The 25,360-nt window shown below is 61.7% G+C and carries 18 protein-coding genes and 2 pseudogenes; 10 read left to right on the top strand and 10 right to left on the bottom strand.

Annotated elements, in window-relative coordinates; translation table 11 throughout:
• Nucleotides 1-159: 159 nt before the first annotated feature.
• From ABIE49_RS07955 to ABIE49_RS07985, 7 genes are all read right to left on the bottom strand, one after another.
• Entirely contained in the window at nucleotides 160-609 is a 450-nt protein-coding gene (locus tag ABIE49_RS07955; RefSeq protein WP_192737770.1) for a c-type cytochrome, read from the bottom strand.
• A 107-nt stretch (nucleotides 610-716) separates the two neighbouring features.
• Nucleotides 717-3,023: a xanthine dehydrogenase family protein molybdopterin-binding subunit gene (locus ABIE49_RS07960; protein WP_192737771.1), complete on the bottom strand. Its 2,307-nt coding sequence runs from the start codon at nucleotides 3,021-3,023 to the stop codon at nucleotides 717-719.
• A 66-nt stretch (nucleotides 3,024-3,089) separates the two neighbouring features.
• Nucleotides 3,090-4,616: a murein biosynthesis integral membrane protein MurJ gene (gene murJ, locus ABIE49_RS07965; RefSeq protein WP_192737772.1), complete on the bottom strand. Its 1,527-nt coding sequence runs from the start codon at nucleotides 4,614-4,616 to the stop codon at nucleotides 3,090-3,092.
• Between the two features lie 131 nt (nucleotides 4,617-4,747).
• Entirely contained in the window at nucleotides 4,748-5,896 is a 1,149-nt protein-coding gene (locus ABIE49_RS07970) for a DegT/DnrJ/EryC1/StrS family aminotransferase (RefSeq protein WP_192737773.1), read from the bottom strand.
• A gap of 42 nt (nucleotides 5,897-5,938) precedes the next feature.
• The gene (locus ABIE49_RS07975) at nucleotides 5,939-6,955 is read right to left on the bottom strand and encodes a Gfo/Idh/MocA family oxidoreductase (RefSeq protein WP_192737774.1); all 1,017 of its coding nucleotides are present in this window, start codon (nucleotides 6,953-6,955) and stop codon (nucleotides 5,939-5,941) included.
• A gap of 223 nt (nucleotides 6,956-7,178) precedes the next feature.
• Nucleotides 7,179-9,293 carry a caspase family protein gene (locus ABIE49_RS07980; RefSeq protein ID WP_192737775.1) on the bottom strand — a complete coding sequence of 705 codons (2,115 nt, stop codon included), beginning with the start codon at nucleotides 9,291-9,293 and terminating at the stop codon, nucleotides 7,179-7,181.
• A gap of 24 nt (nucleotides 9,294-9,317) precedes the next feature.
• A complete protein-coding gene (locus tag ABIE49_RS07985; protein ID WP_354066659.1) occupies nucleotides 9,318-10,244 on the bottom strand; it encodes a DUF4399 domain-containing protein in 927 nt (308 codons plus the stop codon).
• A 294-nt stretch (nucleotides 10,245-10,538) separates the two neighbouring features.
• On the opposite strand from ABIE49_RS07985, the gene ABIE49_RS07990 reads away from it, so the two are divergent.
• From ABIE49_RS07990 to ABIE49_RS08020, 7 genes and pseudogenes are all read left to right on the top strand, one after another.
• Complete coding sequence (locus ABIE49_RS07990) at nucleotides 10,539-11,330, top strand: formylglycine-generating enzyme family protein (protein ID WP_354066660.1); 792 nt, start codon at nucleotides 10,539-10,541, stop codon at nucleotides 11,328-11,330.
• 257 nt (nucleotides 11,331-11,587) lie between these two features.
• Nucleotides 11,588-12,499 (top strand): LysR family transcriptional regulator, encoded by a 912-nt coding sequence (locus tag ABIE49_RS07995; RefSeq protein ID WP_192737913.1) that lies wholly within the window; start codon nucleotides 11,588-11,590, stop codon nucleotides 12,497-12,499.
• A gap of 131 nt (nucleotides 12,500-12,630) precedes the next feature.
• Nucleotides 12,631-13,786: pseudogene (locus ABIE49_RS08000) on the top strand (ABC transporter substrate-binding protein).
• Nucleotides 13,787-13,940: 154 nt separating this feature from the next.
• Nucleotides 13,941-14,939: an ABC transporter ATP-binding protein gene (locus tag ABIE49_RS08005; protein ID WP_192737777.1), complete on the top strand. Its 999-nt coding sequence runs from the start codon at nucleotides 13,941-13,943 to the stop codon at nucleotides 14,937-14,939.
• Complete coding sequence (locus tag ABIE49_RS08010) at nucleotides 14,936-15,904, top strand: ABC transporter permease (RefSeq protein ID WP_192737778.1); 969 nt, start codon at nucleotides 14,936-14,938, stop codon at nucleotides 15,902-15,904. Before ABIE49_RS08005 ends, ABIE49_RS08010 begins: the two co-directional genes overlap by 4 nt.
• A complete protein-coding gene (locus tag ABIE49_RS08015) occupies nucleotides 15,894-16,709 on the top strand; it encodes an ABC transporter permease (RefSeq protein ID WP_192737779.1) in 816 nt (271 codons plus the stop codon). Before ABIE49_RS08010 ends, ABIE49_RS08015 begins: the two co-directional genes overlap by 11 nt.
• Before the next feature lie 24 nt (nucleotides 16,710-16,733).
• On the top strand, nucleotides 16,734-18,161 hold the full coding sequence (locus ABIE49_RS08020; protein ID WP_192737780.1) for a gamma-aminobutyraldehyde dehydrogenase: 1,428 nt from the start codon (nucleotides 16,734-16,736) through the stop codon (nucleotides 18,159-18,161).
• A gap of 203 nt (nucleotides 18,162-18,364) precedes the next feature.
• Here ABIE49_RS08020 and ABIE49_RS08025 read toward each other — a convergent pair whose 3' ends face one another.
• From ABIE49_RS08025 to ABIE49_RS08035, 3 genes and pseudogenes are all read right to left on the bottom strand, one after another.
• Nucleotides 18,365-19,777 (bottom strand): mannose-1-phosphate guanylyltransferase/mannose-6-phosphate isomerase, encoded by a 1,413-nt coding sequence (locus ABIE49_RS08025; RefSeq protein ID WP_192737781.1) that lies wholly within the window; start codon nucleotides 19,775-19,777, stop codon nucleotides 18,365-18,367.
• 7 nt (nucleotides 19,778-19,784) lie between these two features.
• On the bottom strand, nucleotides 19,785-20,066 hold the full coding sequence (locus ABIE49_RS08030; protein ID WP_192737782.1) for a Rossmann-fold NAD(P)-binding domain-containing protein: 282 nt from the start codon (nucleotides 20,064-20,066) through the stop codon (nucleotides 19,785-19,787).
• A gap of 310 nt (nucleotides 20,067-20,376) precedes the next feature.
• A pseudogene (locus ABIE49_RS08035) lies at nucleotides 20,377-20,521 on the bottom strand (sugar phosphate nucleotidyltransferase); the annotation flags it as partial.
• Nucleotides 20,522-21,128: 607 nt separating this feature from the next.
• Here ABIE49_RS08035 and ABIE49_RS08040 point away from each other — a divergent pair.
• The 3 genes from ABIE49_RS08040 to ABIE49_RS08050 all read left to right on the top strand — a co-directional run bounded on the left by ABIE49_RS08040 (nucleotide 21,129) and on the right by ABIE49_RS08050 (nucleotide 25,264).
• Complete coding sequence (locus ABIE49_RS08040; protein ID WP_192737783.1) at nucleotides 21,129-23,252, top strand: M10 family metallopeptidase C-terminal domain-containing protein; 2,124 nt, start codon at nucleotides 21,129-21,131, stop codon at nucleotides 23,250-23,252.
• A 278-nt stretch (nucleotides 23,253-23,530) separates the two neighbouring features.
• Entirely contained in the window at nucleotides 23,531-24,289 is a 759-nt protein-coding gene (locus ABIE49_RS08045; RefSeq protein WP_192737784.1) for a class I SAM-dependent methyltransferase, read from the top strand.
• 162 nt (nucleotides 24,290-24,451) lie between these two features.
• Nucleotides 24,452-25,264 (top strand): class I SAM-dependent methyltransferase, encoded by an 813-nt coding sequence (locus tag ABIE49_RS08050; RefSeq protein ID WP_192737785.1) that lies wholly within the window; start codon nucleotides 24,452-24,454, stop codon nucleotides 25,262-25,264.
• Nucleotides 25,265-25,360: the final 96 nt, after the last annotated feature.

Below are 25,360 nucleotides of genomic sequence, written 5' to 3' on the forward strand. Positions count from 1 at the left end.
GCAAGCTTCACACCGAGGTGATGAAGCAAGCTTCACACCGAGGCGATGTAACGGGCTTCACCCCGAATTGACGAGCGAGGCAACCTTCGCGCCCGCAAATAAAGAAAGAGGCCGGACGCGTCACGCGTCCCGCCTCTTCCTGTCCGGTCCAACCGAAGCCTAGCTGTTCTTGACGCGGTAGGTCTCGTGGCAACCGCCGCATGCCTTGCCGATCCCGGGGAAGTTCGCCTTCAGCGTATCGGCATCCTTGATCTTGGCCTTGGCATCGCTCACCGCCTTGGCAAAGTCTGCGATCTTGGCATCGAAGCCGGCCTTGTCGTCCCAGATCTTGGGCGAGGCGCTGTAGTCGCCGTCGGCTTTCAGGCCCTTGGTGCTCGCCGGAAACATGGTCGGCAGGTTCTTTGCGGTATCTTCGAGCGTCTTGATCGCCCCATCGACGGCAGCCTGATCGTAGGGCTTCTCGCCCTTGAACATCGGCGACAGCACGCCGCCCAAGGCCCGGCCGGTGGCCTTCATGACATCCTGGTCCTTCTTGACGATGTCCTGCTGTGCCATAACGGCGCCGACACTGAGCAAAAGCGCTCCTGCAACCACCAAAACCCGTTTCATTCGCCATATCCCTTTGTTTATGACACAGACCCGCGCGCGGTCTCCGCGGACCGCGCCCAGGCCTGATAACACCATAAACTTAGAATCATTCCAGCTGCGACAAAATATCAGAGGTTATGCCGGCGCTGCGCCTCCCGGATGGCGATCCAGACCCGTTCGGCGGTCGCCGGCATGTCGATGTGGTCGATCTTGTATTCGCGCCACAGCCCCTCGACGATCGCATTGACCACCGCCGGGCAGGAGCCGATCGCCCCGGCCTCACCCGCCCCCTTCACGCCGAGCGGATTGGTGGTGCAGGGAACGTTGTGGGTTTCGAAGTGGAAGGACGGGCCGTCGGCCGCGCGCGGCATCGCGTAATCCATGAAGGTGCCGGTGACGAGCTGGCCGTCGCTGCCGAATACCGCCTGCTCCATCAGGGCCTGGCCGATCCCCTGCATCGCGCCGCCATGGACCTGGCCGGCGAGCAGCAGCGGATTGAGCGTCACGCCGAAATCGTCGACGATCACGTAATTAACGATCTTGATGATGCCGGTGGCCGGATCGATCTCGACTTCGGCCAGATGGGTGCCGTTCGGATAGGTGCCGTCGGCCTGGTTGAAGGTCGCGCTCGCATTCAGCTTTGACGGATCGACATCCGGACGTTTGGCCAGATCGGCGAAACTCACCGAACGGTCGGTGCCGGCGATCCGGATTCGGCCGTCGCTGATCTCGAGGTCGGCAGCGCTGGTTTCCAGTGCTTCGGCCGCGATCTCCTTCAGCTTGCCGCCGAGGTCGTGGGCCGCACGCTGCACGCTGACGCCCCCGGTCGGGATCGAGGCCGAACCGCCGGTGCCAAGGCCGGTGGCAACACGATCGGTGTCGCCCTGCACGATGTGCACGCGCTCGGGCGGCAGACCGAACTGTTCGGCGATCAACTGCGCGTAGGCGGTCTGATGGCCCTGCCCGCTCGACTGGGTGCCGATCAGGATGGTGACGTCGCCATTGGGATCGAGCGCCACATTGGCGGTCTCGTCGCCCATGGTGCCGCAGATCTCGACATAGCTGGCAAGCCCAATGCCGCGCACCAGCCCCGCCTTCTTGGCGGCCTTGGCGCGCTTGGAAAATTCCTTCCAGTTGGCGACGTCCATCGCGCGTTTCATATGCGCGGTGAAATCGCCGGAGTCATAAACCTTGCCGGTCACGGTCTTGTACGGCAGCGCCTTGGGCGGGATGAAATTCTTACGCCTGATCGCATCGGGCGTCATGCCGAGTTTGCGCGCGCAGGCGTCCACCAGCCGTTCGATCACGTAAGCCGCCTCGGGGCGGCCCGCGCCGCGATAGGCATCGACCGGCACGGTGTTGGTGAACACGGTGCGGACACGGCAGTGGAAGGTCTGGATATCGTAGAGGCCGGGCAGCATGCCGGCGCCGCCATGCGGAATGTAGGGACCGAAGGTCGACAGATACGCGCCCATGTCGCCCATCAGGTCGACGTCCATCGCCAGGAACTTGCCGTCCTCGGCGAGCGCCATCTTCGCCACCGTGACGTTGTCGCGCCCCTGCGCGTCACCCACGAAGTGATCGGAGCGGTCGGCGGTCCATTTGATGGTCTTCTTCAGCCGTTTCGCCGCGACCGAGATCAGCGCATATTCGCGGTACGGAAACAGCTTGGTGCCGAAGCCGCCGCCGACGTCGGGGCAAATCACGCGCATCTTTTCCAGCGGCATCTTGAGCACCATGCCGGCGATGATCTCGCGCAGGCGATGGCTGCCCTGGCTGCCGATCGTCAGCGTCAGATGATCCTTCTTGGCGTCGTATTCGGCGACCGCCGCGCGCGTTTCCATGAAGTTGGTGATGACGCGCGGGTTGACGATCGACACTTCGGCGACCGCATGCGCTTTTGCAAACGCGGCGTCAGTTGCCGCCTTGTCGCCGATCGGCACGTCGAACAGCACATTGCCGGCATGATTGGGCCAGACCTGCGGCGCGCCTTTCCTGACGGCGTTGACAAGGCCGACCACCGCGGGCAGCGGCGTCCAGTTGACCTCGATCGCCTCGATCGCATCGCGGGCATGATCGATGGTGTCGGCGACGACGAAGGCGATGGAATCGCCGACGTGGCGCACTTCATCCCTGGCGAGGATCGGGTACGGAGGCCCGGTGAACGGATCGACCTCGAAATTGAACAGGCAGGGCAGATCGCCGAGATCCTTGACGTCGTCGGCGATCAGCACCGCGCCGACCCCGGGCATGCCGCGGGCCTTGGTGACGTTGATGGTGAACTTCGCATGAGCATGCGGCGAGCGCAGCATCAGCGCATGCATCGCGGAAGACGGCGAGACGTCGTCAGTGTAGCGGCCCTTGCCGCGAATGAGCGCATCGTCTTCCTTGCGGCGGACGCTATGACCGACGCCGAACTTGATGGGAGCTGCCATCGTATCTCCAATAGCCTGATTGTTTCGCGCCATATTGGCGTGGTTCGCCGGGAAGCGCAAACGGGTTTAGCCGCGGATCAGCCTGAAAATCCAACCTCTGCCGAACAGCAACAGGATGGAAAAACCGTAGACAAAGAGCGCCGTCACCATCAGCAGAAGCAGTGCGAGTTCGTCGCGAAAAGCCGTCATTTGCGCGAAATAGACGCCGGCGAACCGCGCAGTCAGCCAAAGCGCCGCTGCGAGCACGACGCCGCACACGGCAAACTTGACAAGCGACTTCACCCAGGCGTGATCGATAACGAGATACCCTCTTCGCACTGCAAAACCGAGTACCAGCAGCAGATTGATCCAGGCGCCGATGGCGGTCGCGAGCGCGAGACCGATCTGGGCCAGTGTCCCCATCAATACGACTTTCAGGGCGACGTTGACGGCTAGCCCCGTAAGCGATGCCTTCACCGGGGTTGCGGTATCCTTGCGGGCATAGAACGCCGAAACTGCGCTGCGGATTGTCACGAATGGAATGAGGCCGATAGCATAGGCCGCGAGCGTGGCGGCAGCGGCCGCAGCATCGGCCTTGGTAAAGGCGCCACGCGCAAACATCGCGCGCATGATGACATCGGGCACGGTGAGGAACGCCGCGACGAACGGCACCGACGCCAGCAGCGAGAATTCAAAGGCGCGGCGCTGTGCCGATGCCGCTCCCGCGTCATCACCCGCCGTGATCCGTCGCGACATTTCGGGCAGCAACACCGTGCCGATGGCAATGCCGATCACGCCGATCGGCAATTGATAAAGTCGCTCTGCGTAATACAGCGCCGACAGCGCGCCGGCGGCGAGAAACGTCGCGATGATGGTGTCGGCGAACAGCGCCACCTGCGTTCCCATCGAGCCGATGGTCGCCGGCCCCAGCGCACGAAAGAAGGCGCGGACATCGTTATCGAGCCGGGGAATGCTGAACTTCGGCAGGATGCCGTTCTTGGCCGCATCGCCCGCCAGCAGCAGAAATTCGAGGATGCCGGCGATCAGGACGCCCCATGCGGCGGCATAGCCGGCGCCCGGAAAGAACGCGGCCAGCGCCAACGTCGCCATCATCGACAGGTTGAGAAAGATCGGCGCCGCCGCAGCGCTCGCAAAGCGATGCATGACGTTGAGCATGCCGCCGTAAAGCGTCACCAGCGTGATCAGCAGCAGATAGGGAAAGGTGATCCGCGTCAGCGCAATCGCCAATTCGCCGCGCGCCGGATCGTCGGAGAATCCCGGCGCCAGGAGGCCGATCACCTGCGGCATGAACAGCCACGCCACCACGAGCAGCACGATCTGGGCGCCGAACAACAGCGTGAAGATGCGATCGGCGAACAGTCTTGCCGAGGTTACGTTCTGCCCGTGAAGATGGGCATAGGCCGGCACGAACGCGGCGTTGAAGGCGCCTTCGGCGAAGATGGCGCGAAAATGATTGGGCAGGCGCAGCGCCACAAAGAACGCGTCCGCGACCGGCCCGGCACCGAGGATCGCCGCGAGCATGATGTCGCGCGCAAAACCGGTCACGCGCGAAAGAAGCGTATAGCCGCCGACGGTGAAAATGCGCCCAAGCATGAGCCCGCTTCTAGCGCATATTCGGTTCTGATTGCATCAGAACCGAGAACTATATTTGTATGGACGCGCCTTCTTCACGTAAACGCTATCGGTTGTTTGACGCGTTTTCTTCGAAAACGCTTTGGCCGAGATCAGGCGGAAAGCGCGCCGCGCACCGCCTGGATGACGCGATCCTGCGTCGCCTCATCGAGATAGGCGTGCATCGGCAGGCTGAGAACCTCTCCGGAAAGCCTCTCACTAATCGGCAGGCCGCCTTCGGCCACCGGGAAGTTCCGGTAGGCAGTCTGCTGGTGCAACGACTTCGGATAATAGATTGCCGTCGGAATTCCCTGAGCTTTGAGCGCGTTGGCTACCTCATCGCGACCGCCGCCTGGAAGGCGAACCGTGTATTGCGCCCATACCGAGGTGCAGTTCTGCTGCACGCGAGGCACGATCACCATATTGCCGAGCCCCGCATTGTAGCGCTTCGCAACAGCGTCCCGAGCCGCGATCTCGCCGGGAAATATCTTCAGCTTTTCAATCAGGATCGCCGCCTGAATCGTATCGATTCGCGCCGTCAGCCCGAGTCTGACGTTGTCGTATTTGTCGGACCCCTGGCCGTGCACGCGTACGCTTCGCAATGTCTCCGCCAGCTCGGCATCATCGGTAAAGATCGCGCCTCCATCGCCATAGCAGCCCAACGGCTTGGCGGGAAAGAAGCTCGTCGCGGTTGCAAGACCGAACGTCCCCAGCGGTTGCCCCTTGTACGATGCGCCAAAGCTCTGGGCAGCATCGTCGAGCACGAACAATTTCTCTGCTTCGGCGACCTCGGCAAGCGCGTCATGGTCGGCCGGCTGCCCAAACAGATCGACCGGAATAATCGCCCTTGGCTTGAGTCCTTTTTTCTTCGCGACAGAAATCCCGTCCTTCAACGAAGCGATGTCGATGTTGAACGTCTCTTCGTTGACGTCGACGAAAACCGGGGTCGCGCCGAGAAGTGCAACGACTTCGCCCGTCGCACAGAAGGTAAACGACGGGCAAAAGACGGCGTCGCCAGGTCCAACTTTCCTGGCGAGCAACACCATGAGCAATGCGTCCGTTCCACTCGCGCACGCCACCACGTGCTTTGCGCCACAGTAAGCCGCGAGATCTGCCTCCAGACGGGCGACTTCCGGCCCATTGATGAACTGGCAATGCTCCAATACGCGCGCAACGGCATCGTCGATGCGGCTTCCAAGACCGCGGCGTTGCGCGACAATGTCAGTGAACGCGATCGGTTGAGCTGGCGTGTGTTGGTTCATGTAACCCTCTTATTGGTAGATTTGGCTGGCCGCCGGTCAAGATCAGCCGGCGACGCGGCGCGGACCCTTGCGTGCGGAGGAAGCCGCGGGCCGGGCCGGCGCTTCGAGGCAGCGGATCGCGATTTCGAGGCTGGCCACGCCCTCGTCGCCGGTAACCGCCGGCACATTGCCAGACCGGACGGCATCGAGGAACGCAATCAGTTCGGCGCGCAGCGGCTCGTCATGGCCGACCGGCAGATGACGCATCGAATAGCTGCCGTCGGGCTTGAAGCCGAAGCACTCCGTCACCTGACGCGTCAGCAGATCGCCCATCACATATTTGCCGCGGGTCGCGACCGTGACGTTGCGCGCCTTGAACGGCGTCAGCCAGTTGGTGTTGATGTGGGCGAGCACGCCCGAGGCGGTGCGGAACTGCAGCAGCGCGATGTCCTCGCGCTCGGCGATCGCGCTGGAGAGCTGCGGCTGCACTTCAACGATGTCGGATTCGGTGAACCAGCGGATCAGGTCGATATCGTGCACGGCCAGATCGATGACGACGCCGACATTCGACATCCGCGGCGGAAACGGCCCGACCCTCGTGATGCCGATCGAAAGGATGTCCTCGCCCGAGATCGCCTGCTTGATCGCCGCGACTGCCGGATTGAAGCGCTCGACATGGCCGACCATCAGCGTGACCCCGGCGCGCTGCGCGGCATCGACGATGTCCCGCCCCTCCTCGACCGTGGGCGCAATCGGCTTCTCGACCAGGATATGGATCTTGCGCGCGATGCAGGCGAGGGCGACCTCATGGTGCAGATGGGTCGGCGCTGCGATCGTGACCGCATCGACGCCCTCGGCCAGCAATTCTTCGAGGCTTTCGAAAGCACGGCAGCCTGCGAATTCGGTGGCGCGGGCGCGGTGTTCCGGCAGCGGATCGACGATGCCGACCAGCCTGACGCCGGGCAGCCCCGCCAGCACGCGGGCATGGTTGCTGCCCATTACCCCAGCACCGATCACGCCAACGCGCAGTTCACGCGCGGCGCCGCTCTTCGCGTCCGATCCGGACCCTTTAAAACCCATGTTGTCGACCCCAACAGACTTTTCGCCAGTCCCCGGCGGTTCTCTAGCACGCCGCCACAAATGTGGCGAACGCCATCCCCGCTATCCGGACACGTTTTGATTCAAAGAGTTACAGCCCAGGAGGCACTTGGAGAAGCGATCTGGCAGGGCTCATGGGGGGCTTAGGCCACCGCAATATGGAGGAATTAAGTGCTTGGCCGAGGGCTGTGGGAGCCCGTCCTGACTAGCCGCCGGACAGGCTTTCCCGCAGCCGTATGACCTGAGGCCGCAGCTGCTCGCAGGCCAGCTCGCGCTCGAATCGAACCACATCCTCGCGTGACTGGCTGGCGCGCAGCTTGGCCAAGGTGGCCCTCTCCTCGTCACAGCTTCGGACCTGGACAATCGGCGCGGGCTGCGCCGGCTTCGCCCCTGATGGCGCGGACTGAGCGGATTGAAGGGTTGGCGGATTGGCCGCAGCCGACGGCTGATCCGGTTGCGGCGCGTCCTTCGCAGTTTCCTTCGCGATTTCCTTGGGCAGGCTCTCGCGCAAGCGCACGATTTGCGGGCGCAACCGTTCGCAGCCGAGGTCACGCTCCAGCGCGGCGAGATCGGCGTGCGCGGGATTGGCGCGGATCTTGGCAAGCCTGGCTTCGTCCTTTTTGCATTCGGGTGCCGGTGCGACAGTCGCAACAGCAACCTTCGGCGGTTCCGGCGGCTTCGGGGCGGCTTCCTGTTTCGGGCCGGCCGGGGGCGGCGGTGGCGCGAGGGTCACGGCCGGCGGCGGCGCAATTTTTTCAACGACAGGCTTGATCTGCGCAGCGGCCGGCGCCGCATTGGCGACCGCCGAGAGGCTTTCCCGCAACCGCAGGATCTGGGCGCGCAATTTCTCGCAGCTCAGGCTCCGCTCCAATTCGGTGACCGCCTCGATCGACGGGTTGCTGCGCAACTGCGCCAGCAGGGCCCCGTCGCGATCACAGGGATCGCCAGGCGCCGGCGCGGCCTCGGTCGGCGGCGGCAGCGTCCGGATGTCGGTCGATATGCCGGCGAGCGACGGACTGGTCGGCTCCTTCCGATCTATCGCTGCGATCTTGGTCCGCGCCTGCTCGGCCAGCAATTGCGCAGCCTCTTCACGCAGCTTGCGCTCGCGCTCGGCCGCAAGCTTCACGCGTTGCTCTTCCTGGGCCTTTGCGGCTTCCCGCTCCTTGCGCTCCTTCTCGGCCACGAGCCGCAGGCGCTGCTCTTCCTGCGCCTGGGCGGCCTCGCGCTCCTTGCGGACTTTTTCAGCTGCCGCCTGCGCGCGAAGGGTCTCCTGCTTGCGCAGCGCCTCTTCCTGCTCGGCCAGTTTGCGCAGCGCCGCTTCGCGTTCGGCCTTGCGCTGTTCTTCCGCAAGCCTTGCGGCTTCCCGCTGCCGGGCCTCCTGGTTCTGGCGTTCGCGAATGGCGGCCTCGATGCGCTGGATGCGGTTTTGCGCCTCCGGCACGTAGCTCGACGTCGAGAACTTGGCGATGAAGTCCTGCAGCACGGCGGGATCGGGCGAGTCCTTGATCTTGTCGAACGCGATCCGGTCGGTCTGGTTGAGGTAGTAATTGCTCAGCAGCGACACGTAGGTTTCCGGGCGCTGGCGGCCGCCGGTCTGGGCGTTGACGTCGGCGGCGACGCGGCGGAACAGTTGTTCGATTTCGAGGCCGGGCTCCTTGAGCCGCTTCAGGAAGGCGCTGGTGAACGGGCTGTTGCGTCCGTCGCCGTCGGCGGCGACTTCATCCGCCGCGGTGGAATAGGCCACCACCATGCCCTGGGCCTTGTCGATCTTGGCGAGCCCGCCGCGCACGGCGTCGATGGCGCGGCTGTCGCCGGACTTCTTCTTGCGGCGAAGCGCGTTGACGATCGGATTGTTGCGGCACGCATCGAGGATCACGATCTTGACGCCGTCGCCGCGGTCGAGCGCGGCGCGCACGTCGTCGAGCGGCGTCATCTGGTAGCGGAAGCTGATCTCGTCCTCGACTTCGGCGTCGGTCGGCATCAGGAAGTTGCGGCCCTGATACTGGACGGCATGACCGGCGTAATAGAACAGCGCGGCGTCGGCGTCGGTCGCCAGCCTCGCGAATTTGGCCATGTTCAGGTCGAGATCGCGCTTGTTGGCGTCGATCGCCTGCAACACTTCGAAACCCACGCCGCGGAGTGCCGCGGCAACGTCCGTAGCATCGTTCTTCGGATTGGCCAGGAACAGGCTCGCATTGCTGTAGTTCGAGTTGCCTACAACCAGCGCAACACGTCGGTCAGCCTTCGCAACGCTGATCGAACAGGTCAGCAGCGCGAGACTATACAGAGCTGCAATCCAGATCGGACGACGTGTGCTCATATCAGGCTCCGGAACTGCCCCCCTTTAGTAATAGCGACGATATTTGCGATACTTCTTCTTCGCAGGCGGACGGCCGCTGGCGGTGACCGTGACCGTGATCGGCTCCGACAGCAACGGCGGATCGTGCGGGATGTGGAGCTCGTCGGCCAGCAGCAATCGCAGGGTATGCTTGCCGAGCGGCAGCGTGATCTTGGCTTCGGTCTGGCCGGCGCCGAAATGCAGATGATTGAAGTCGGCTGGAATCGGCAGATCGAGGTTCGGCACGTCGGTATCGATCAACAGATGGTGGTGACCGGTGTTGACCTTCTCGAAGCCGGCGGGTGCAACGCCCATGCCGATCAGACCGAAGCGGATGACCGGCGTCGGCGTGACATAGCCGCGATTCTTCGGGAAGACGAAATATACCTTGGCGCCTTCCGGAGATTTTTTGCGGCCCGCGCTGGCGGGGCTGGTCGTGGCAGGCGCCGCCGCAGCAGCCGACGCCGCGGGCATCTGGGCGGCCGCAACCACGCGAATCTTGATCCGCTCGGAGATCAGCGGAATCGTATTCGGAATGTGGTCCTTGTCGCCCAGCACCAGCTGCAGCGTGTGTTCGCCTTCCGGCAAGGTCACTTCGGCCTCGGTCTGCCCCGCGCCAAAATGCAGATGATTGAAGTCGCTCGGTATCGGCTGATCGAGCGGCGGCAGCTCGGTGTCGATCAGCAAATGGTGGTGTCCGGCGTTCGCCTTGTCGGAGCCGGCGGGCGCGACGCCCATGCCCTTGAGGCCGAAATTCACAGTAAAGGTGGTCGGTACCGTCTGACCATCCTTGAGGCCAACAAAGTAAACGGCCGCACCGGGGGGCGATGGATTGGGACCGCCAACCGGCTTTTGCTGTCCGTGGCTCGTTCCGATCGTTCCTGCCAGCATCAAAAGCGAAACAGCAATTCCGGTCGATACTTTCGAGAACACGCGCACACCTCCTAAAATCAGACAGGCCGGCTGCCAAAATCTCAAATAACTCAAGAACTGTAATGCGTCTGTGAAATAGTACACTGGATTTACCCTATTGAATATCGTCCCCTGCCGCCGGCGGACCCACACCCCGCGCCCAGGCTCTCGTCGATTCGATTGTGGGACGAGTATTATAATACCTCCAAACTAACTGACGATAGCGACACTGCGACTTTTGATTTTATGGAGGGTTGCGGGCACGATGGGCACAGGCGGCGCGGGACGACCGGCGCAATTGAGGCCGAGGGTACGATGTTCAGATTTTTTGCTTTTTTGATATTTCTGCTAGCTGCCGGACCGGCCGCCGCCCAGTCGACCGCGCCGCCTGAACCCGGCGAGCTGTTCCGCGACTGTCCGGATTGCCCGGAAATGGTGGTGGTGCCGTCAGGCGAATTTGACATGGGCGGCAAGGACAGCCCGTACGAGGGACCGCCGCACCGGGTCACCATCGCCAAGAACTTCGCGATCGAACGGCGCGAAACCAGTTTCGCCGAGTGGGATGCGTGCGTCTCGGACGGCAAATGCAGGCACCGGCCGGACGACCGCGGCTGGGGTCGCGGCGATCAGCCGGTCATCGACGTGAGCTGGGAGGACGCCAAGGCGTTTGTTCTGTGGCTGACGCAGAAGACCGGCCGCAACTACCGCCTGCCGAGCGAAGCCGAGTGGGAATATGCGGCGCGCGCCGGCACCACGACCACCTACTGGTGGGGCAAAGAGGTCGGCAAGTCGAACGCCAATTGCGACAATTGCGGCGACTCGCTGCGCCGGACGATGCGGACCGGATCCTACCGGCCGAACGGCTTCGGGCTCTACGACACATCCGGCAACGTCTACGAATGGGTCGAGGATTGCTGGAACGACAATTACAAGAATGCGCCCAAGGACGGCTCCGCCTGGACGCAAGGACAATGCCGCCAGCGCGTGCTGCGCGGCGGATCGTTCGCCAACAAGGCGAATACGGTCACCTCGGCGGCGCGCTACCGCTACGATCTCGACGTGCGCTATTTCGCCAACGGTTTTCGCGTCGTGCGGGACGTTCAGTAGTCCTTCGGTTCTGCTTCGATCAAAACCGAGTTTGCACCAGGGACAATAAAACCCGCTCTCTCGATCACGTCTTATTTTACTCTTTGACGGTTTTCTCAGGCGCCACGATGGACTTCGTGGTCAGCGCGCTTCCCTGTGGTCAGACAGCTTTGGTTTGCCAGAGCATGGCGCGATTCCTCGCATTGATACTGTGGTCGTCGATCCGCCGCTCGCGGCTGGAGCTTTCATCCGCGGCAAAATTGGTGCTTAGTCCCGTCATGGCGTTCACGATCAGACAGCTCCAGTTCTTTGTCGCGGTGGCCGAGGCCGGCACGGTTTCCCATGCCGCGCAAGCGCTGTCGATCTCGCAATCGTCCGTCACCGAGGCGATCAAGGAGCTCGAGGCCGATCTGAACGTCAAGCTGTTTGAGCGTCACCCGCGCGGCCTGTCTATTACCCACAAAGGCCATCAGCTCCTGCGCCACGCGACGCGCATCCTGACGGATATCTCCGATGCACGCAGGAGCTTCTCCGAGCAAGCTTCGAACCGCGGTGGCCGCCTACAGCTCGGCGTTACCTCGCTCGTCGCCGGCTACGTGCTCTCGGATCTTCTGGCGCGCTATCGCCGTGCGTTTCCGTCGGTTGAGGTCCACGCCATCGAAGACAACGGCGACTACCTCGAGCACCTCTTGATCGGCGGCGAACTGGATGTTGCCGTCATGGTGGTGTCGAACCTGCGCGACCGCCTCGCAATCGACGCCGAGATCGTCGAAGTCTCGCCCTATCGTTTGTGGCTGCCGCTCGGACATTCACTTGCAAGCGCCGACAGCATCGCGCTTGCAGACATTCTCTCTGAGCCCCTTATCATGCTGACAATCGATGAGGTCGAGGAGAATACCGGCAAACTGCTCGCCGCATTCGGAACCCGCCCCAAGATTGCTTTCCGCACGCGATCCGTCGAGGCGGTGCGCAGCCTGGTCGCCACGGGCGCCGGACTCGCACTGCTGCCCGATCTTGTCTACCGGCCCTGGTCTCTGGAAGGCGATCGCATCGAGTCGCGCGACGTCTCCGGCTCCCTGCCGGTCGTTCAAATCGGCATGACGTGGCGGCGCGGGTCAGGTCTCACGCAAAACGCGCGCGACTTCATAGGCATAGCGCAGGGCCAGCGCAGCGCACGGCAGCGACCATAACGGCCCGCTATCGGAAAAAGCGAAACCGCCCCCCTGATAAATGAATTTGCGAAAGCTTCCATTTGCCGACACGCTCCGTGCGAGGACCGTGCTGCCTAGATAATGCAGCCGCCTGGACCTGGGAGGTGTTGATGAAGTCGAAACTCGCATTGCTGAGTGGCGTTACGTTGGCGCTGGCGTTTGCAAATCCGTCCGCGGCGCAAATCAAGGAAATCGGGAAGGCCGAAGGGCAACTCACCATCGTCGCCTGGCCGGGCTATATCGAGCGCGGCGAGACTGACAAGAAGTTCGACTGGGTTACAAAATTCGAACAAGCTTCCGGTTGCAAAGTCAATGTAAAGACCGCCAACACCTCCGACGAGATGGTGGCGTTGATGAATGAAGGCGGCTTCGACCTCGTGACCGCATCTGGCGACGCCTCATTGCGGCTCGTTGCCGGCAAGCGGGTGCAACCGATCAACATCAGCCTCATCAAGAGCTGGGGAACAATCGACGAGCGCCTCCAGAAGGCGCCTTGGCATACGGTCGACGGCGTTCACTACGGCGTTCCCTACATGTGGGGGCCGAACGTTCTGATGTACAACACCAAAGTCTTCAAGGACCCGCCGAAGAGCTGGAAGGTGGTATTCGAGGAGATGGCGTTGCCGGATGGCAAACCGAACAAGGGGCGCGTTCAGGCCTATGACGGCCCCATCCACATTGCAGACGCGGCGCTCTCTCATGACGCACAAGCCCGATCTTGGCATCAAGAGCCCTTATGAGCTGAACGAAGCGCAGTACAAGGCCTCGCTCGAACTCTTGCGCGCACAGCGCAAGCTGGTCGGCCGATATTGGCACGATGCCTTCATCCAAATCGACGATTTCAAGAACGAAGGCGTTGTCGCGTCGGGCTCGTGGCCATTCCAGGTCAACCTGCTCAAGAGCCAGAATCAACCGATCGCATCGTCGATCCCGGACGAGGGTGTCACCGGGTGGGCCGACACGACCATGATGCACGTCGACTCACGTAATCCGAACTGCTCATACATGTGGATTGAGCATTCGCTTGCATCCAACCTGCAGAGCGACCTCTCGGCCTGGTTCGGAGCCAATCCGGCGGTTCCGGCGGCGTGCACGGACGGACGCGGAATGCAGACCAAAGAGGGCTGCTCGACAAATGGCTTCGACAACTTCTCGAAGGTTCGCTTCTGGACGACGCCAACAACGAAATGCGCGACGCAGGGCGACAAGTGCGTGCCCTACTACCGCTGGGTCTCGGACTACATCGGCGTCATCGGAGGGCGTTGAAGCCTGATGCCGCGGTGCAATTCCGCGGCAAAGGTGGCCAGGCGCGACGAACCCTCAGGGTTGCCGCGACTGGCCGCGAGATCTCAAGCGCGTGCTGGCCACCGACGGGCGCCGTAGGCCGAGCGCCGGATCATACAAGCAACGCGGGCAAAGCATGATCGCCGCCGTTTCATTCGAGAACGTATCGCGCCATTTCGGCAGCGTTAAAGCGGTCGACTCGGTCGACCTGGAGGTACAGCCCGGTGAGTTCTTCGCCATGCTCGGGCCATCCGGGTCGGGTAAAACCACCTGTCTTCGCCTCATCGCTGGCTTCGAACAGCCAACGGCGGGCGCCATTTCGATCTTCGGCGAACGCGCCGAGGGCGTTCCGCCGTATCGGCGCAACGTCAACACCGTGTTCCAGGACTACGCACTGTTCCCGCATATGAATGTGCTGGACAATGTGGCCTACGGACTGAAGGTGAAAGGTGTCTCCAAGACAGAGCGGATACGGATTGCGGAGGACGCGCTGGCGCTCGTCCGCCTGCCGGGCTACGGCGCACGTAAGCCTGGGCAGCTTTCCGGAGGGCAACGCCAGCGCGTTGCGCTCGCGCGTGCGCTCATCAACCGACCCAAGGTGCTGCTGCTGGACGAACCGCTTGGCGCGCTCGACCTGAAACTGCGCGAGAACATGCAGGAAGAGCTGAAGGCACTGCAGAAATCGCTCGGGATCACTTTCATCTTCGTGACGCATGACCAGGGCGAAGCTCTGTCGATGGCGGATCGCGTCGCAGTCTTCAACGATGGCCGCATCATGCAAGTGGGCACGCCGCAGGACATCTACACTCGCCCGGCTTCCCGGTTCGTGGCCGATTTCGTCGGCTCCTCCAATGTTGTGCCTCCGGACTTCGTCAAACGGCATTGCCAGCGTGACGGCTGGGGAAGCCTAAGGCCGGAGGCGATCCGCGTCAGCACCCAGACCAACGGCACAGGCATCCCGGCGCGCGTGGTGTCGGTGAGCTATATCGGCGCGGCGACGCGCCTCGGATTGGACGCGGAAGGATTGCGGCTGCATGCGACGGTACCGGCCGGCGTGACCGTGCCAGAGCAGGGAGCGGACGTCGTCCTTTCCTTTGGCGCCAACGCACTGCATGTGATGGAGGCCGACGCATGAGCGATTCGGTTGCGCTGAGCGATCGGAGCCCGCCGGCGGTTCTCACCGCGCGCAACGGCGTGCTGGGCGCCCTGTCCGATCTGTTCTGGCGCAAGCCGAAGCTGCTGCTGTTTCTCATGCTTCTGCCGCCGGTTCTGTGGCTCGGCATTGTCTACCTCGGCTCGCTGTTTGCGCTTCTGCTGCAGAGCTTCTTCGCGATCGATGAATATTCGGGGATGATCAAGCGTGAGTTCACGCTGAAAACCTACGGCGAACTGCTGCAGCCCTCCAACCTGGACATCATGATTCGTACCGTTGTGATGGCCACGCTGGTGACGATCGCGTCCGCCGTCGTCGCGTTTCCAATCGCCTACTATGCGGCCCGGTACGCCCGCGGCAAGTGGAAGGCATTGTTCTATCTCGGAATCATGCTGCCGCTGTGGTCGAGCTATCTGGTCAAGATCTATGCCTGGAAACTCATCCTCGCCAAGGAAGGCATTCTCAACTGGGCTCTTGCAAAGCTGCACCTGACGGGCCTGCTCGAGGCCTGGCTGGCGCTGCCGATCGTCGGCGGCAACTCGTTGTCGGTGTCGTCCACGGGCACGTTCATCGTTTTCGTCTATGTCTGGCTGCCTTTCATGATCTTGCCAATCCAGGCGTCACTTGAGCGCATTCCCGTGAGCCTCATTGAGGCGTCGGCCGATCTGGGAGCCTCGCCAGGGCGTAGTTTCTGGAACGTGATCTTCCCGCTGGCGTTGCCGGGCGTCGCCGCAGGATCGATCTTTACGTTCTCTCTGACGCTTGGCGACTACATCATTCCGAAAATCATAGGCACCTCGCACCTGTTCATCGGACAGGCCGTCTACGCCCATCAGGGAACAGCCGGAAACATCCCGCTCGCCGCCGCATTCACTGTCGTGCCGATCGTGGTCATGGGCCTCTATCTGTGGATGGCCAAGCGCATGGGGGCGTTCGATGCGATCTGATCGCAAAGCATCCGCGCCGTTCGGGCTGAAGGTGGCGACCGCCTGCGGCCTTCTGTTCTTGCACGCGCCGATTCTCCTGATCTTTGTGTACGCATTCACCACTGAAGACAAAACCTACCAATGGCCGCCGCCCGGCTTTACGACACAGTGGCTCGGGGTAACCTGGAATCGGCCCGACGTTTGGGAGGCGCTGACGGCGTCCGTGAAAGTCGCGGCGATCGCAACCCTGATCGCGATCGTGCTCGGAACATTGTGCGCTGCTGCGGTGAGCGGCTCGCGCTTTTTCGGCCGCGAGGTCATATCACTCCTCATCATCCTGCCGATCGCGTTGCCCGGCATCATCACCGGCATCTCGTTGCGGTCGGCCTTCTCGCTGATGGATATTCCGTTCTCAACGTGGACCATCGTGCTCGGCCACGCCACGTTCTGCGTGGTCGTCGTCTACAACAACGCGGTCGCGCGCTTCCGCCGCACGTCCGGCTCGCTGATCGAGGCATCGTACGATCTCGGCGCCGACGGCTTTCAGACGTTCCGCCATGTCGTTCTGCCGAATATCGGTACGGCGCTGCTCGCGGGCGGGATGCTGGCCTTCGCGCTGTCGTTCGACGAGGTGATTGTCACCACCTTCACGGCTGGGCAGCAACAGACATTGCCGATTTGGATGCTGGAAGAACTCGTGCGGCCGCGTCAGCGGCCGGTCACGAACGTGGTGGCGATGGTTGTGGTGCTCGTGACGCTGATCCCGATCGTCGCCGCCTACTACCTGACGCGCGAGGGCGATCAAGTCTCGGGCGCAGGCAAATAGAATATGCAGGAAGGAGACTGGGCTATGGATATGGCGATGCTAATCGGCTCGAAGCTCGAAAAGGGAACCGAGACCGAGGAACCGATCTTCAATCCGCGCACTGGAGAGACTGTGCTGCAGATGCCCGAGGCCTCGCTGCAGCAGATCGAGGCCGCAATCCTTTCCGCCGAGAAAGCGTTTGCGACCTGGTCGCGCACGACACCTGCACAGCGCTCGGCCTATCTCTTGCGCATCGCCGACCGTATCGAGGCGGAGGCTAACGAGTTTGCAAAGCTCGAGGCGCTCAACTGCGGCAAGCCCATCAACGCCGTGCTCAACGACGAACTGCCCGCGATCGTCGACTGCTACCGGTTCTTCGCCGGCGCAGTCCGTACCATGCCCGGGGCAATCGCCGGAGAATATCTCCCAGGCTTCACGTCGATGATCCGCCGCGACCCGATCGGCATCGTCGCATCCATCGCGCCGTGGAACTATCCGCTGATGATGATGGCTTGGAAGCTCGCGCCAGCCATCGCCGGTGGCAACACGGTAGTGTTCAAACCATCCGAGCAGACGCCGCTGACGGCGCTCAAACTGGCCAAAGTCCTGGCAGACATCTTGCCCGAGGGTGTGGTCAACGTCGTGCTGGGGCGCGGCGAGACGGTTGGCAACGCGCTGATCAACCACCCCAAGGTCAACATGATCTCGATCACGGGCGACGTCGCAACCGGCAAGAAGGTGTTGCAGGCGGCGGCAAAGTCGGTGAAGCGCACACATCTGGAGCTTGGCGGCAAAGCCCCCGTCATCGTTTTCGACGATGCCGATCTCGCGGCGGTGGTGACCGGATTGCGCGCCTTCGGCTACTACAATGCCGGCCAGGATTGCACGGCCGCCTGCCGCATCTATGCCGGCAAGGGGATTTACGACAAGCTGGTTGCGGATCTCTCGTCTGCCGTTTCAACGATCAAGTACGATCGCGCGGACGACACCGAAAACGAGATTGGCCCCTTGATCTCGCAGCGTCAGCTCTATCGTGTCGCAAGCTTTGTCGAGCGTGCGTCGGAACTCAAACATGTCGCCATCACGACCGGCGGCAAGGTCGGTGGGGGCCAGGGCTTCTACTACCAGCCGACCGTCGTCGCGGGCGCAGTGCAAAACGACGAGATCGTGCGGCGTGAAGTTTTCGGGCCGGTGGTGTCGGTCACCCGGTTCACAGAAGTCGATGATGCGGTCGCTTGGGCCAATGACAGCGACTATGGCCTAGCCTCGTCGGTATGGACGAAGGACGTGGGACGCGCAATGGCGACGGCGGCTCGGCTGCAATATGGCTGCACCTGGATCAACACACATTTCATGCTGACCAACGAGATGCCGCATGGCGGGGTCAAACAGTCGGGTTACGGCAAAGACATGTCGCTCTACGCATTGGAAGACTACACGGCCGTGCGCCATGTAATGGTCGCGCACGGGTAGTGGCACGGGTTGTTTTGCCTTGGATCCGCACCACCGCCTAGTGGTGGCCGTGTTCCTGATGGCAGACTGGCCTGGGCTGTGATGTCGGCGTCGATGACCAATGCGGCGGTCTCCGCGCGCAAGGGGCATGCGATCTCGCGAGCTGTCGGCATGACTACGCAGATCTACGCCGACCTGACGCCTTGCTCGTCCTCCCGCCTAGACTACGTGCGCTGATAATCATCCTCGATGCGGATGATGTCGTCCTCGCCGAAATAGCTGCCGGTCTGCACCTCGATCAGCTCCAACTGGATCTTGCCGGGATTCTCCAGCCGGTGCACCGCACCGATCGGGATGTAGATCGATTCGTTCTCGTGCACGGTCTTCACCAGTTCGTTGACTGTGACGCGCGCGGCGCCCCGCACCACGATCCAGTGCTCGGAACGGTGATGGTGCTTCTGCAGCGAGAGCCGGCCGCCCGGCTTGACGATGATGCGCTTGACCTGGTGACGCTCGCCATTGTCGACCGACTGATAGGAGCCCCAGGGCCGGTGCACCTTGATATGATCTTCGGTCACCTGCGGCGCCACATTCTTCAATGTCGCGACCAGACGCTTCAATCCGTTGGCGTCCTTTTGCCTGGACACCAACACCGCGTCCTGCGTTGCGACCACCACGAGGTCATCGACGCCTTCGAGCGCGACCAGCGCGCGATCGGTCGTCACGTTGCAATTGCGTGAATCCTCGAACACGGCGGCGCCGCGTGCGGCGTTGCCCTGCCCGTCCTTGTCGGACAATTCCCACACCGCATGCCAGGAGCCGACATCGGACCAGCCGCAGGCGACCGGCACCACGGCGGTACGCGAGGTCTTCTCCATCACTGCATAGTCGATCGAGATCGACTTGGCGGAAGCGAACGTATCGGTGTCGAGCTTGATGAAGCCGAGGTCGCTGCCGGCGTTGGCGACGGAATCGGCGACGGCCTGAACGCTGGCGGTATCGACCTTGCGGTATTCATCGAGCAGCACCGCGGCGCGGAACATGAAGTTGCCGCTGTTCCAGAGATAGCCCGATTTGACATAGCCCGCCGCGGTTTCCGCGTCAGGCTTCTCGACGAATTTTGCGACCGCCCGAACTTGCCCCGAGATGACATCGCCCGGGCTGATGTAGCCATATTCGGTGGCCGGACGCTCGGGCTGCACGCCAAAGGTCACGATGTGGCCGGCTTGCGCAGCGTTAAGCCCCTCGCGGCAGGCGGCGACGAAGGCTGCGGTGTCGCGCACCACGTGATCGGCCGCCAGCGCCAGAATGATCGCATCCTTGTCGCGCGTTTGCGCAAAGGCGGCGCCGGCCGCGATCGCGGGCCCGGAATCGCGCCGCATCGGCTCCAGCAGCACATCGGCCTCCAGGCCGATCTCCGCCAATTGCTCGAGCACCATGAAGCGATAGGCATTGTTGGTGATGATAACGGGACGCTCGAACAGCGCCGCGTCCGATACCCGGATCAGCGTATCCTGAAACGTCGAACGCGCCCCGAACAAGGGCAGGAACTGCTTCGGATGGACCTCGCGCGAGGCCGGCCACAGCCGGGTTCCAGCGCCGCCGCACATGATCAGGGGAATGATTCGTCGGTTCATCGGTGCCTCAAGCTTCGTAGTGATCGCGATACCAGGCGACAAATTTGGCTATGCCGTCTTCGATCGATGTCTGCGGCCGAAAATCGACGTCGCGCATGAGATCGTCGATATCGGCATAGGTCGCCAGCACATCTCCGGGCTGCGTCGGTAACATCTCTTTTGTCGCCGCGCGGCGCATCGCCTTCTCCAGAACCGCCACGACGAGCAAGTGGCCTTCCGGCCGGTTGTTGCCGATATTGTAGATTCGCACAGGCGCGCCGCCGACCTCGGCATTGCCGCAATATGCCATGCGTCAGATCGTCGACATAGGTCAAGTCGCGCTGCATCTTGCCATGGTTAAAGAGTTTGATCGGCGTGCCTGCCATAATCGCCTTTGTAAACAGGAAGAATCGCCATATCCAGCCGGCTCCCCGGCCCCATACACGGTAAAAAAACCGTAATTCCCTTCACCGGACCCACCACAGATGGCTCCAGGAATTCGGCATCAATTCATTGGCCTTTTTCGTCGCTGCATGGAGACTCACCGGATGATCCGTTTTGTCATCGACCGAAAATGGCAATTTGGTGTTGACGTCGTAAACGGAAGATGTAGGCGCATAGATCGGGCGCGCAAACGGCGCGGCATCCGAAACGCGCGTCAGAGTGCCCTGACCAGGTCGAGCGCTTGCCGTGCAGCGGCCGAAACTGCTTCGGCCGAACCTCGCGCGAGGCCGGCCACAACCGTATTCCGGCACCGCCGCACATGATCAGAGGGTGATCCGTCGGGTCATGGGCGCCTACCGGGCTCAGATTCTGGCACGATATCGAAGCGGGCGACGCCCTCCTCGATCGTCGTGAATGGCCTGAACCCAACGTCGCGAGCCGGATCTTTGGCCGGATGCATCGGCAGCAGTTCCAGCTTTGCCGATTTCCCAGCGCCGCTCGTTACCACGTGCAAGAGGCCTTCGGCCGATTGTTGCCGATATTATAGATTTCCCACGGCGTCGCGCTCAAGCTAGAATCGGGCGCTTCGGAGTTCCAGACCGGGCCCCCAGGGGGCGGAACCACTCAGGAAGGCGAACGATGGTTCGCGCGACGTCATTGACGTAGGTGAAGTCACGCCGCCCCGCCGTTCCACCTCGAATATTCGATTGAATCGACCAGCTCGCGTTAATGGTTTCGATACCGCGCCCTGAGAAAATAACTGTTCGCACACTTGCTCCAGTGACCTTGCCCACTTCCGGTCCGAGCCAAGCGAGCGAATATCGACGCAAACAAAAAGTTCGGTGTGGTAATGTGGCACTGCGGTTTTCGGCCTCGTTGGGCTACGATAGCAACCTAGATGTGCGAACAATGCGGCAACCCCCTCCATGTGGCCGCCGCAACTGACGGCGGCGTCAGTAGCTTTGCTCCGACTGCAAATCTCGATCCGACACAGGCTGGGGCGCGGATCACCCGTGACAATCTCCACTGGGGCAGCGGATCGTTGGGGACCGCCGTCGGACCAGTCACCTTCGGCTTCCGCGCCAGCGCCCCAACCTATAACTCGTCCAGTAACGAAGCAGGCACCTTCAGCCTTTTCACCGCCCAGGAAATGGCCGCCGTCGAATCCACCATGCGAATGTGGTCGAACGTCGCGAATATCTCGTTCACGGAGGTCAACGCCGGGGGTTACACCAACAGCGCGACGATCCTGTTCGGCAACTATCGTTCGACGACCGACGGTGCGCAGGCGTTCGCCTATTACCCATCGTCGAACAATCAGAGCGCCACCAGCTTCCAAGGCGATGTCTGGCTTAACACGGCCTATCAAAGCACAAGCAACCTGCGCCCCGGCTCATACGATCTCATTACGATAATCCATGAGGTTGGCCATGCGCTGGGGCTCGAGCACCCCGGAGATTACAACGCCGGGCCCGGCCAGACCATCACCTATGGCAACAGCGCGCAATATGTGGAGGATACCCGGCAGTACAGCGTGATGAGCTATTTCAATGCCTCCTACACGGGAGCGAACCACGTCTACAACGGTCAAACGGTCTATGCCTCGACTCCGCTGCTCGACGACATCGCTGCCATCCAGAGGCTTTACGGCGCCAACACCAGTTTTGCCACCGGCAGCACGACCTACGGGTTCCATAGTAATGCCGATGCGGCCTTCCAGCTCACCTCTTCGACCCAGCAGGTTGTGTTCTCGATCTGGGATGGCGGCGGCGGTGACACGCTGGACTTGTCCGGCTATTCCTCCAACCAGCTCATCGACCTTCGTCCCGGGACCTTCTCCAACGTCGGCGCGCTGACGAAGAATGTTTCGATCGCACTTGGCACCGTCATCGAAAACGCCATCGGCGGCGGCGGTAGCGACACCATCTATGAGAACGGCGCCAACAACGTCATCGATGGCGGCGCTGGGACCGATACGCTCATCTTGTCCGGAACAAGCTTCCAATATCTGGTCACGTTCAATCAGAATGGCACCATCACGCTGACCGACGCGCGGGCCGGATCGCCCGATGGTACGGACACGGCCATCAGCATCGAGTATTTTCAGTTTTCCGACGGCACGTATACCGGCGCCCAGCTCATCCCGCCGACAACCCATGCCGTCGTCCAGACCGACTCCGGCAACAATCCCTGGTCATCAATCACAACCATTCTGGACGATCAGAACAGAATCTACGAAATCGACACCGTCTACGACAGCGGAGCGAAGAATTTACATCAATACGATCCACTCAATCGCTACGCCTGGACTGATCTCGTGACGATCGTCGATACGCAAGGTCGCACCACGTCGGTAACTTATAATAATGACGACGGCACGCATCGAGCGATCGACTTTGACGTAGCTAATCAAGAGCGCTATGCCGACATCCAGGTTCACTATTACAACAATCCCTATCGGCCGATCTCCATCACCTATGATTTCGACGATGGAACCCACAAGCTCTATGACTATTCGGTTGGAAGCCAAACATCGACGTTGGTCGATATCTGGGAACTGGATGCGCAGAATCGCCGCACCTCGGTGATATACAATTATGCCGACAACTCATCGGTGCTGTACGAGTACGACGTTCTGGGACAACAGAGCTACAGCAGCATCGTTTGGAATTTCGACGACACCGGCAGCCGAACCAGCGTGACTTACGTCCAGCGCGACGGCAGCCAGATCATTTATAACTACGACCCGCATGATCACTTCTCGTGGACCACAACCGTGACCTACAAGAACGCGGCCGGAAACGTGACGACTTCTCAGGTAAACTACTCGGCCCCGGTCGCCGCGGTCGCGTCTGACAGCTTCCACTTCTCCAATCTTGCCATGCCCGCAGCGATGGATGGAAATGCAGCGCTGATCGAGCAATTTGATCTTCTCGTCAACCCTCATGCGGGCCCGGCGGTTCACGAGGCGTTCGACGTGCTGGCCGCAGGTCTGGCAGGCGTGCACGTCGACGAATTCAAGTTCGTCCCGTCTGAATTCCACCTCGTATAGCCGTCCTCGCCAGCGAGGTGGAAAACCGGTGCACTGGACTCGCGCCAGCCGGAGCGGTGTGGAATTCCTCGTCTTGCCGCGCAAGGTCCAGACCCTCGACCCGGACCCGCCGGATCGGAATCGCAAGTTCCGGTAATCGAAGGTGAGCGCGAGTGAACGCATTTAACGCACACCGTCAATTGACGCGACTGCAACCAATATGGCATCTTAGAAGTATGTCGGTAGCCGCCTTGGACGAGAAAAACGCCCGCTTTTGGGACGAGCTGTGCGGGTCGGAGATGGCGAAGCATCTCGGCGTCACGGATAGCTCGCAAGCCTCACTCAAGCGGTTCGACGACTGGTTCTTCGGCCACTATCCGTATCTGCCCCTGCTGATCCCGTTCCATGAAGTGGGCGGCAAGGACGTACTTGAGATTGGCCTCGGCTACGGGACGGTGGCACAGCGCCTCGCGGAACGGAGCGGGACTTACACCGGCCTCGACATCGCGCTCGGCCCGGTCGCGATGGCAAACGATCGGCTGCGGCAGATTGGGCGAGACCAGACGGCGCAACAGGGATCTGTTCTCTCCGCTCCATTTCCAGACGATCGTTTTGATATGATAGTGACGATTGGATGCCTCCATCACACCGGAGATCTGGCGAAAGGAATCGACGAGTGTTACCGGATGCTGCGCCCCGGCGGACGGCTGATCGTCATGGTGTACAACGCCTATTCGTTCCGACGTTGGCACGACGCTCCGCGCGCGACGGCTGGGCTGTGGTTGAGTGAACGATTCGGGCACCGCGGCGCGTTCGACACGCGACCGAAGGACCGCGGCATCTATGACGCCAATTTGGCCGGCGAGGTCGCCCCGCATCTCGATGTCGTCTCGGTTACCTCGCTGCGGCACATGTGCCGCCGCTTCGGAAGCTTCAAGGCGATCCGCCAGAACATAACGACGGACTGGCCGTTCCGGCGTCGCACGCGCAATGACCTCCTGCTCACCTGCTGGCCGCGCATCGGCGGCCTCGACATCTACATGACCGCGGTCAAGTAGCGCGGTCCGTGTCCTATGGTGCTGGTCCTGGTCAGTACCAACAAAGCGCGCGCCTAAGATTGGCGCCCTACTTTGCTGCGAGGCTCGGAAACAGGCCAGCGCCCGGATTTGCGAATCTTTCTATCTTGACCATCTTTTGGCAGCGGCCGTAGTTTGGATCTCATGACGGGCAACCAGGCAACCATCGATGTCAGCAACCGGAAATTCTGGGACGAGTTATGCGGGACGATTGCCGCAACCCGTCTCGGGCTCCGCGGCCATGACTCAGAGACTCTCCAGAAATACGATGACTGGTTTTTCGGCTTTTACCATTACCTCGACCGCTTCATTCCTTTCAGCGAGCTCGCTGGCAAGAAGGTGCTTGAAATCGGACTCGGTTACGGGTCCGTCTCGCAGCGGCTCGCTGCATCCGGTACCGACTATTCCGGGCTCGACATAGCGAGCGGGCCCGTTCATTGGGTCAATCATCGGCTCGATATTGCGCACTTGCCAGGGCGGGCTATCGAAGGCTCAGCGCTTGACATTCCCTTCCCGGACGACACCTTCGATCATGTTGTGACGATCGGTTGCCTTCATCACACGGGTAATCTGCAGCGTGGCATCAATGAAGTCCGGCGCGTTCTCAAGCCCGGCGGTCGCGCGACGATCATGGTCTATGACGCGACGAACTATATTCGTTGGATCAAGTTCCCGATCACCACGTTCCGGTACGCACTTGCTGGCAATGCGCCGCTGCATCTGAGCAGGCGGGGAGCCTCAGAGTACGACACGAACATCGCCGGCCAGTCCGCACCGGAGACCGTCATGGTCTCAAAGGCAGTCCTGACCAAGATGCTTGCCGAATTTTCCCGATGCGACATCTTTCGAACAAACATGGGTGAACATCGGTATTTCGACCGCATTCCTCGCCGCCTGAGGGTGGAAATGCTAGGTCCTTGGGTCGGGCTCGATCTGTACGCGCTCGTGACGAAGTAGGTCCTGACTTTCGAAATTGCCTACCAGTCCTATCGACGATTAACAGCGTGCACCAACCCCGCAGTAACGGTTCAAGCGCTGCAAGATCAACGCGCG

The sequence above is a fragment of the Bradyrhizobium sp. OAE829 genome, from assembly GCF_040546575.1.
Classification (GTDB): Bacteria; Pseudomonadota; Alphaproteobacteria; order Rhizobiales; family Xanthobacteraceae; genus Bradyrhizobium.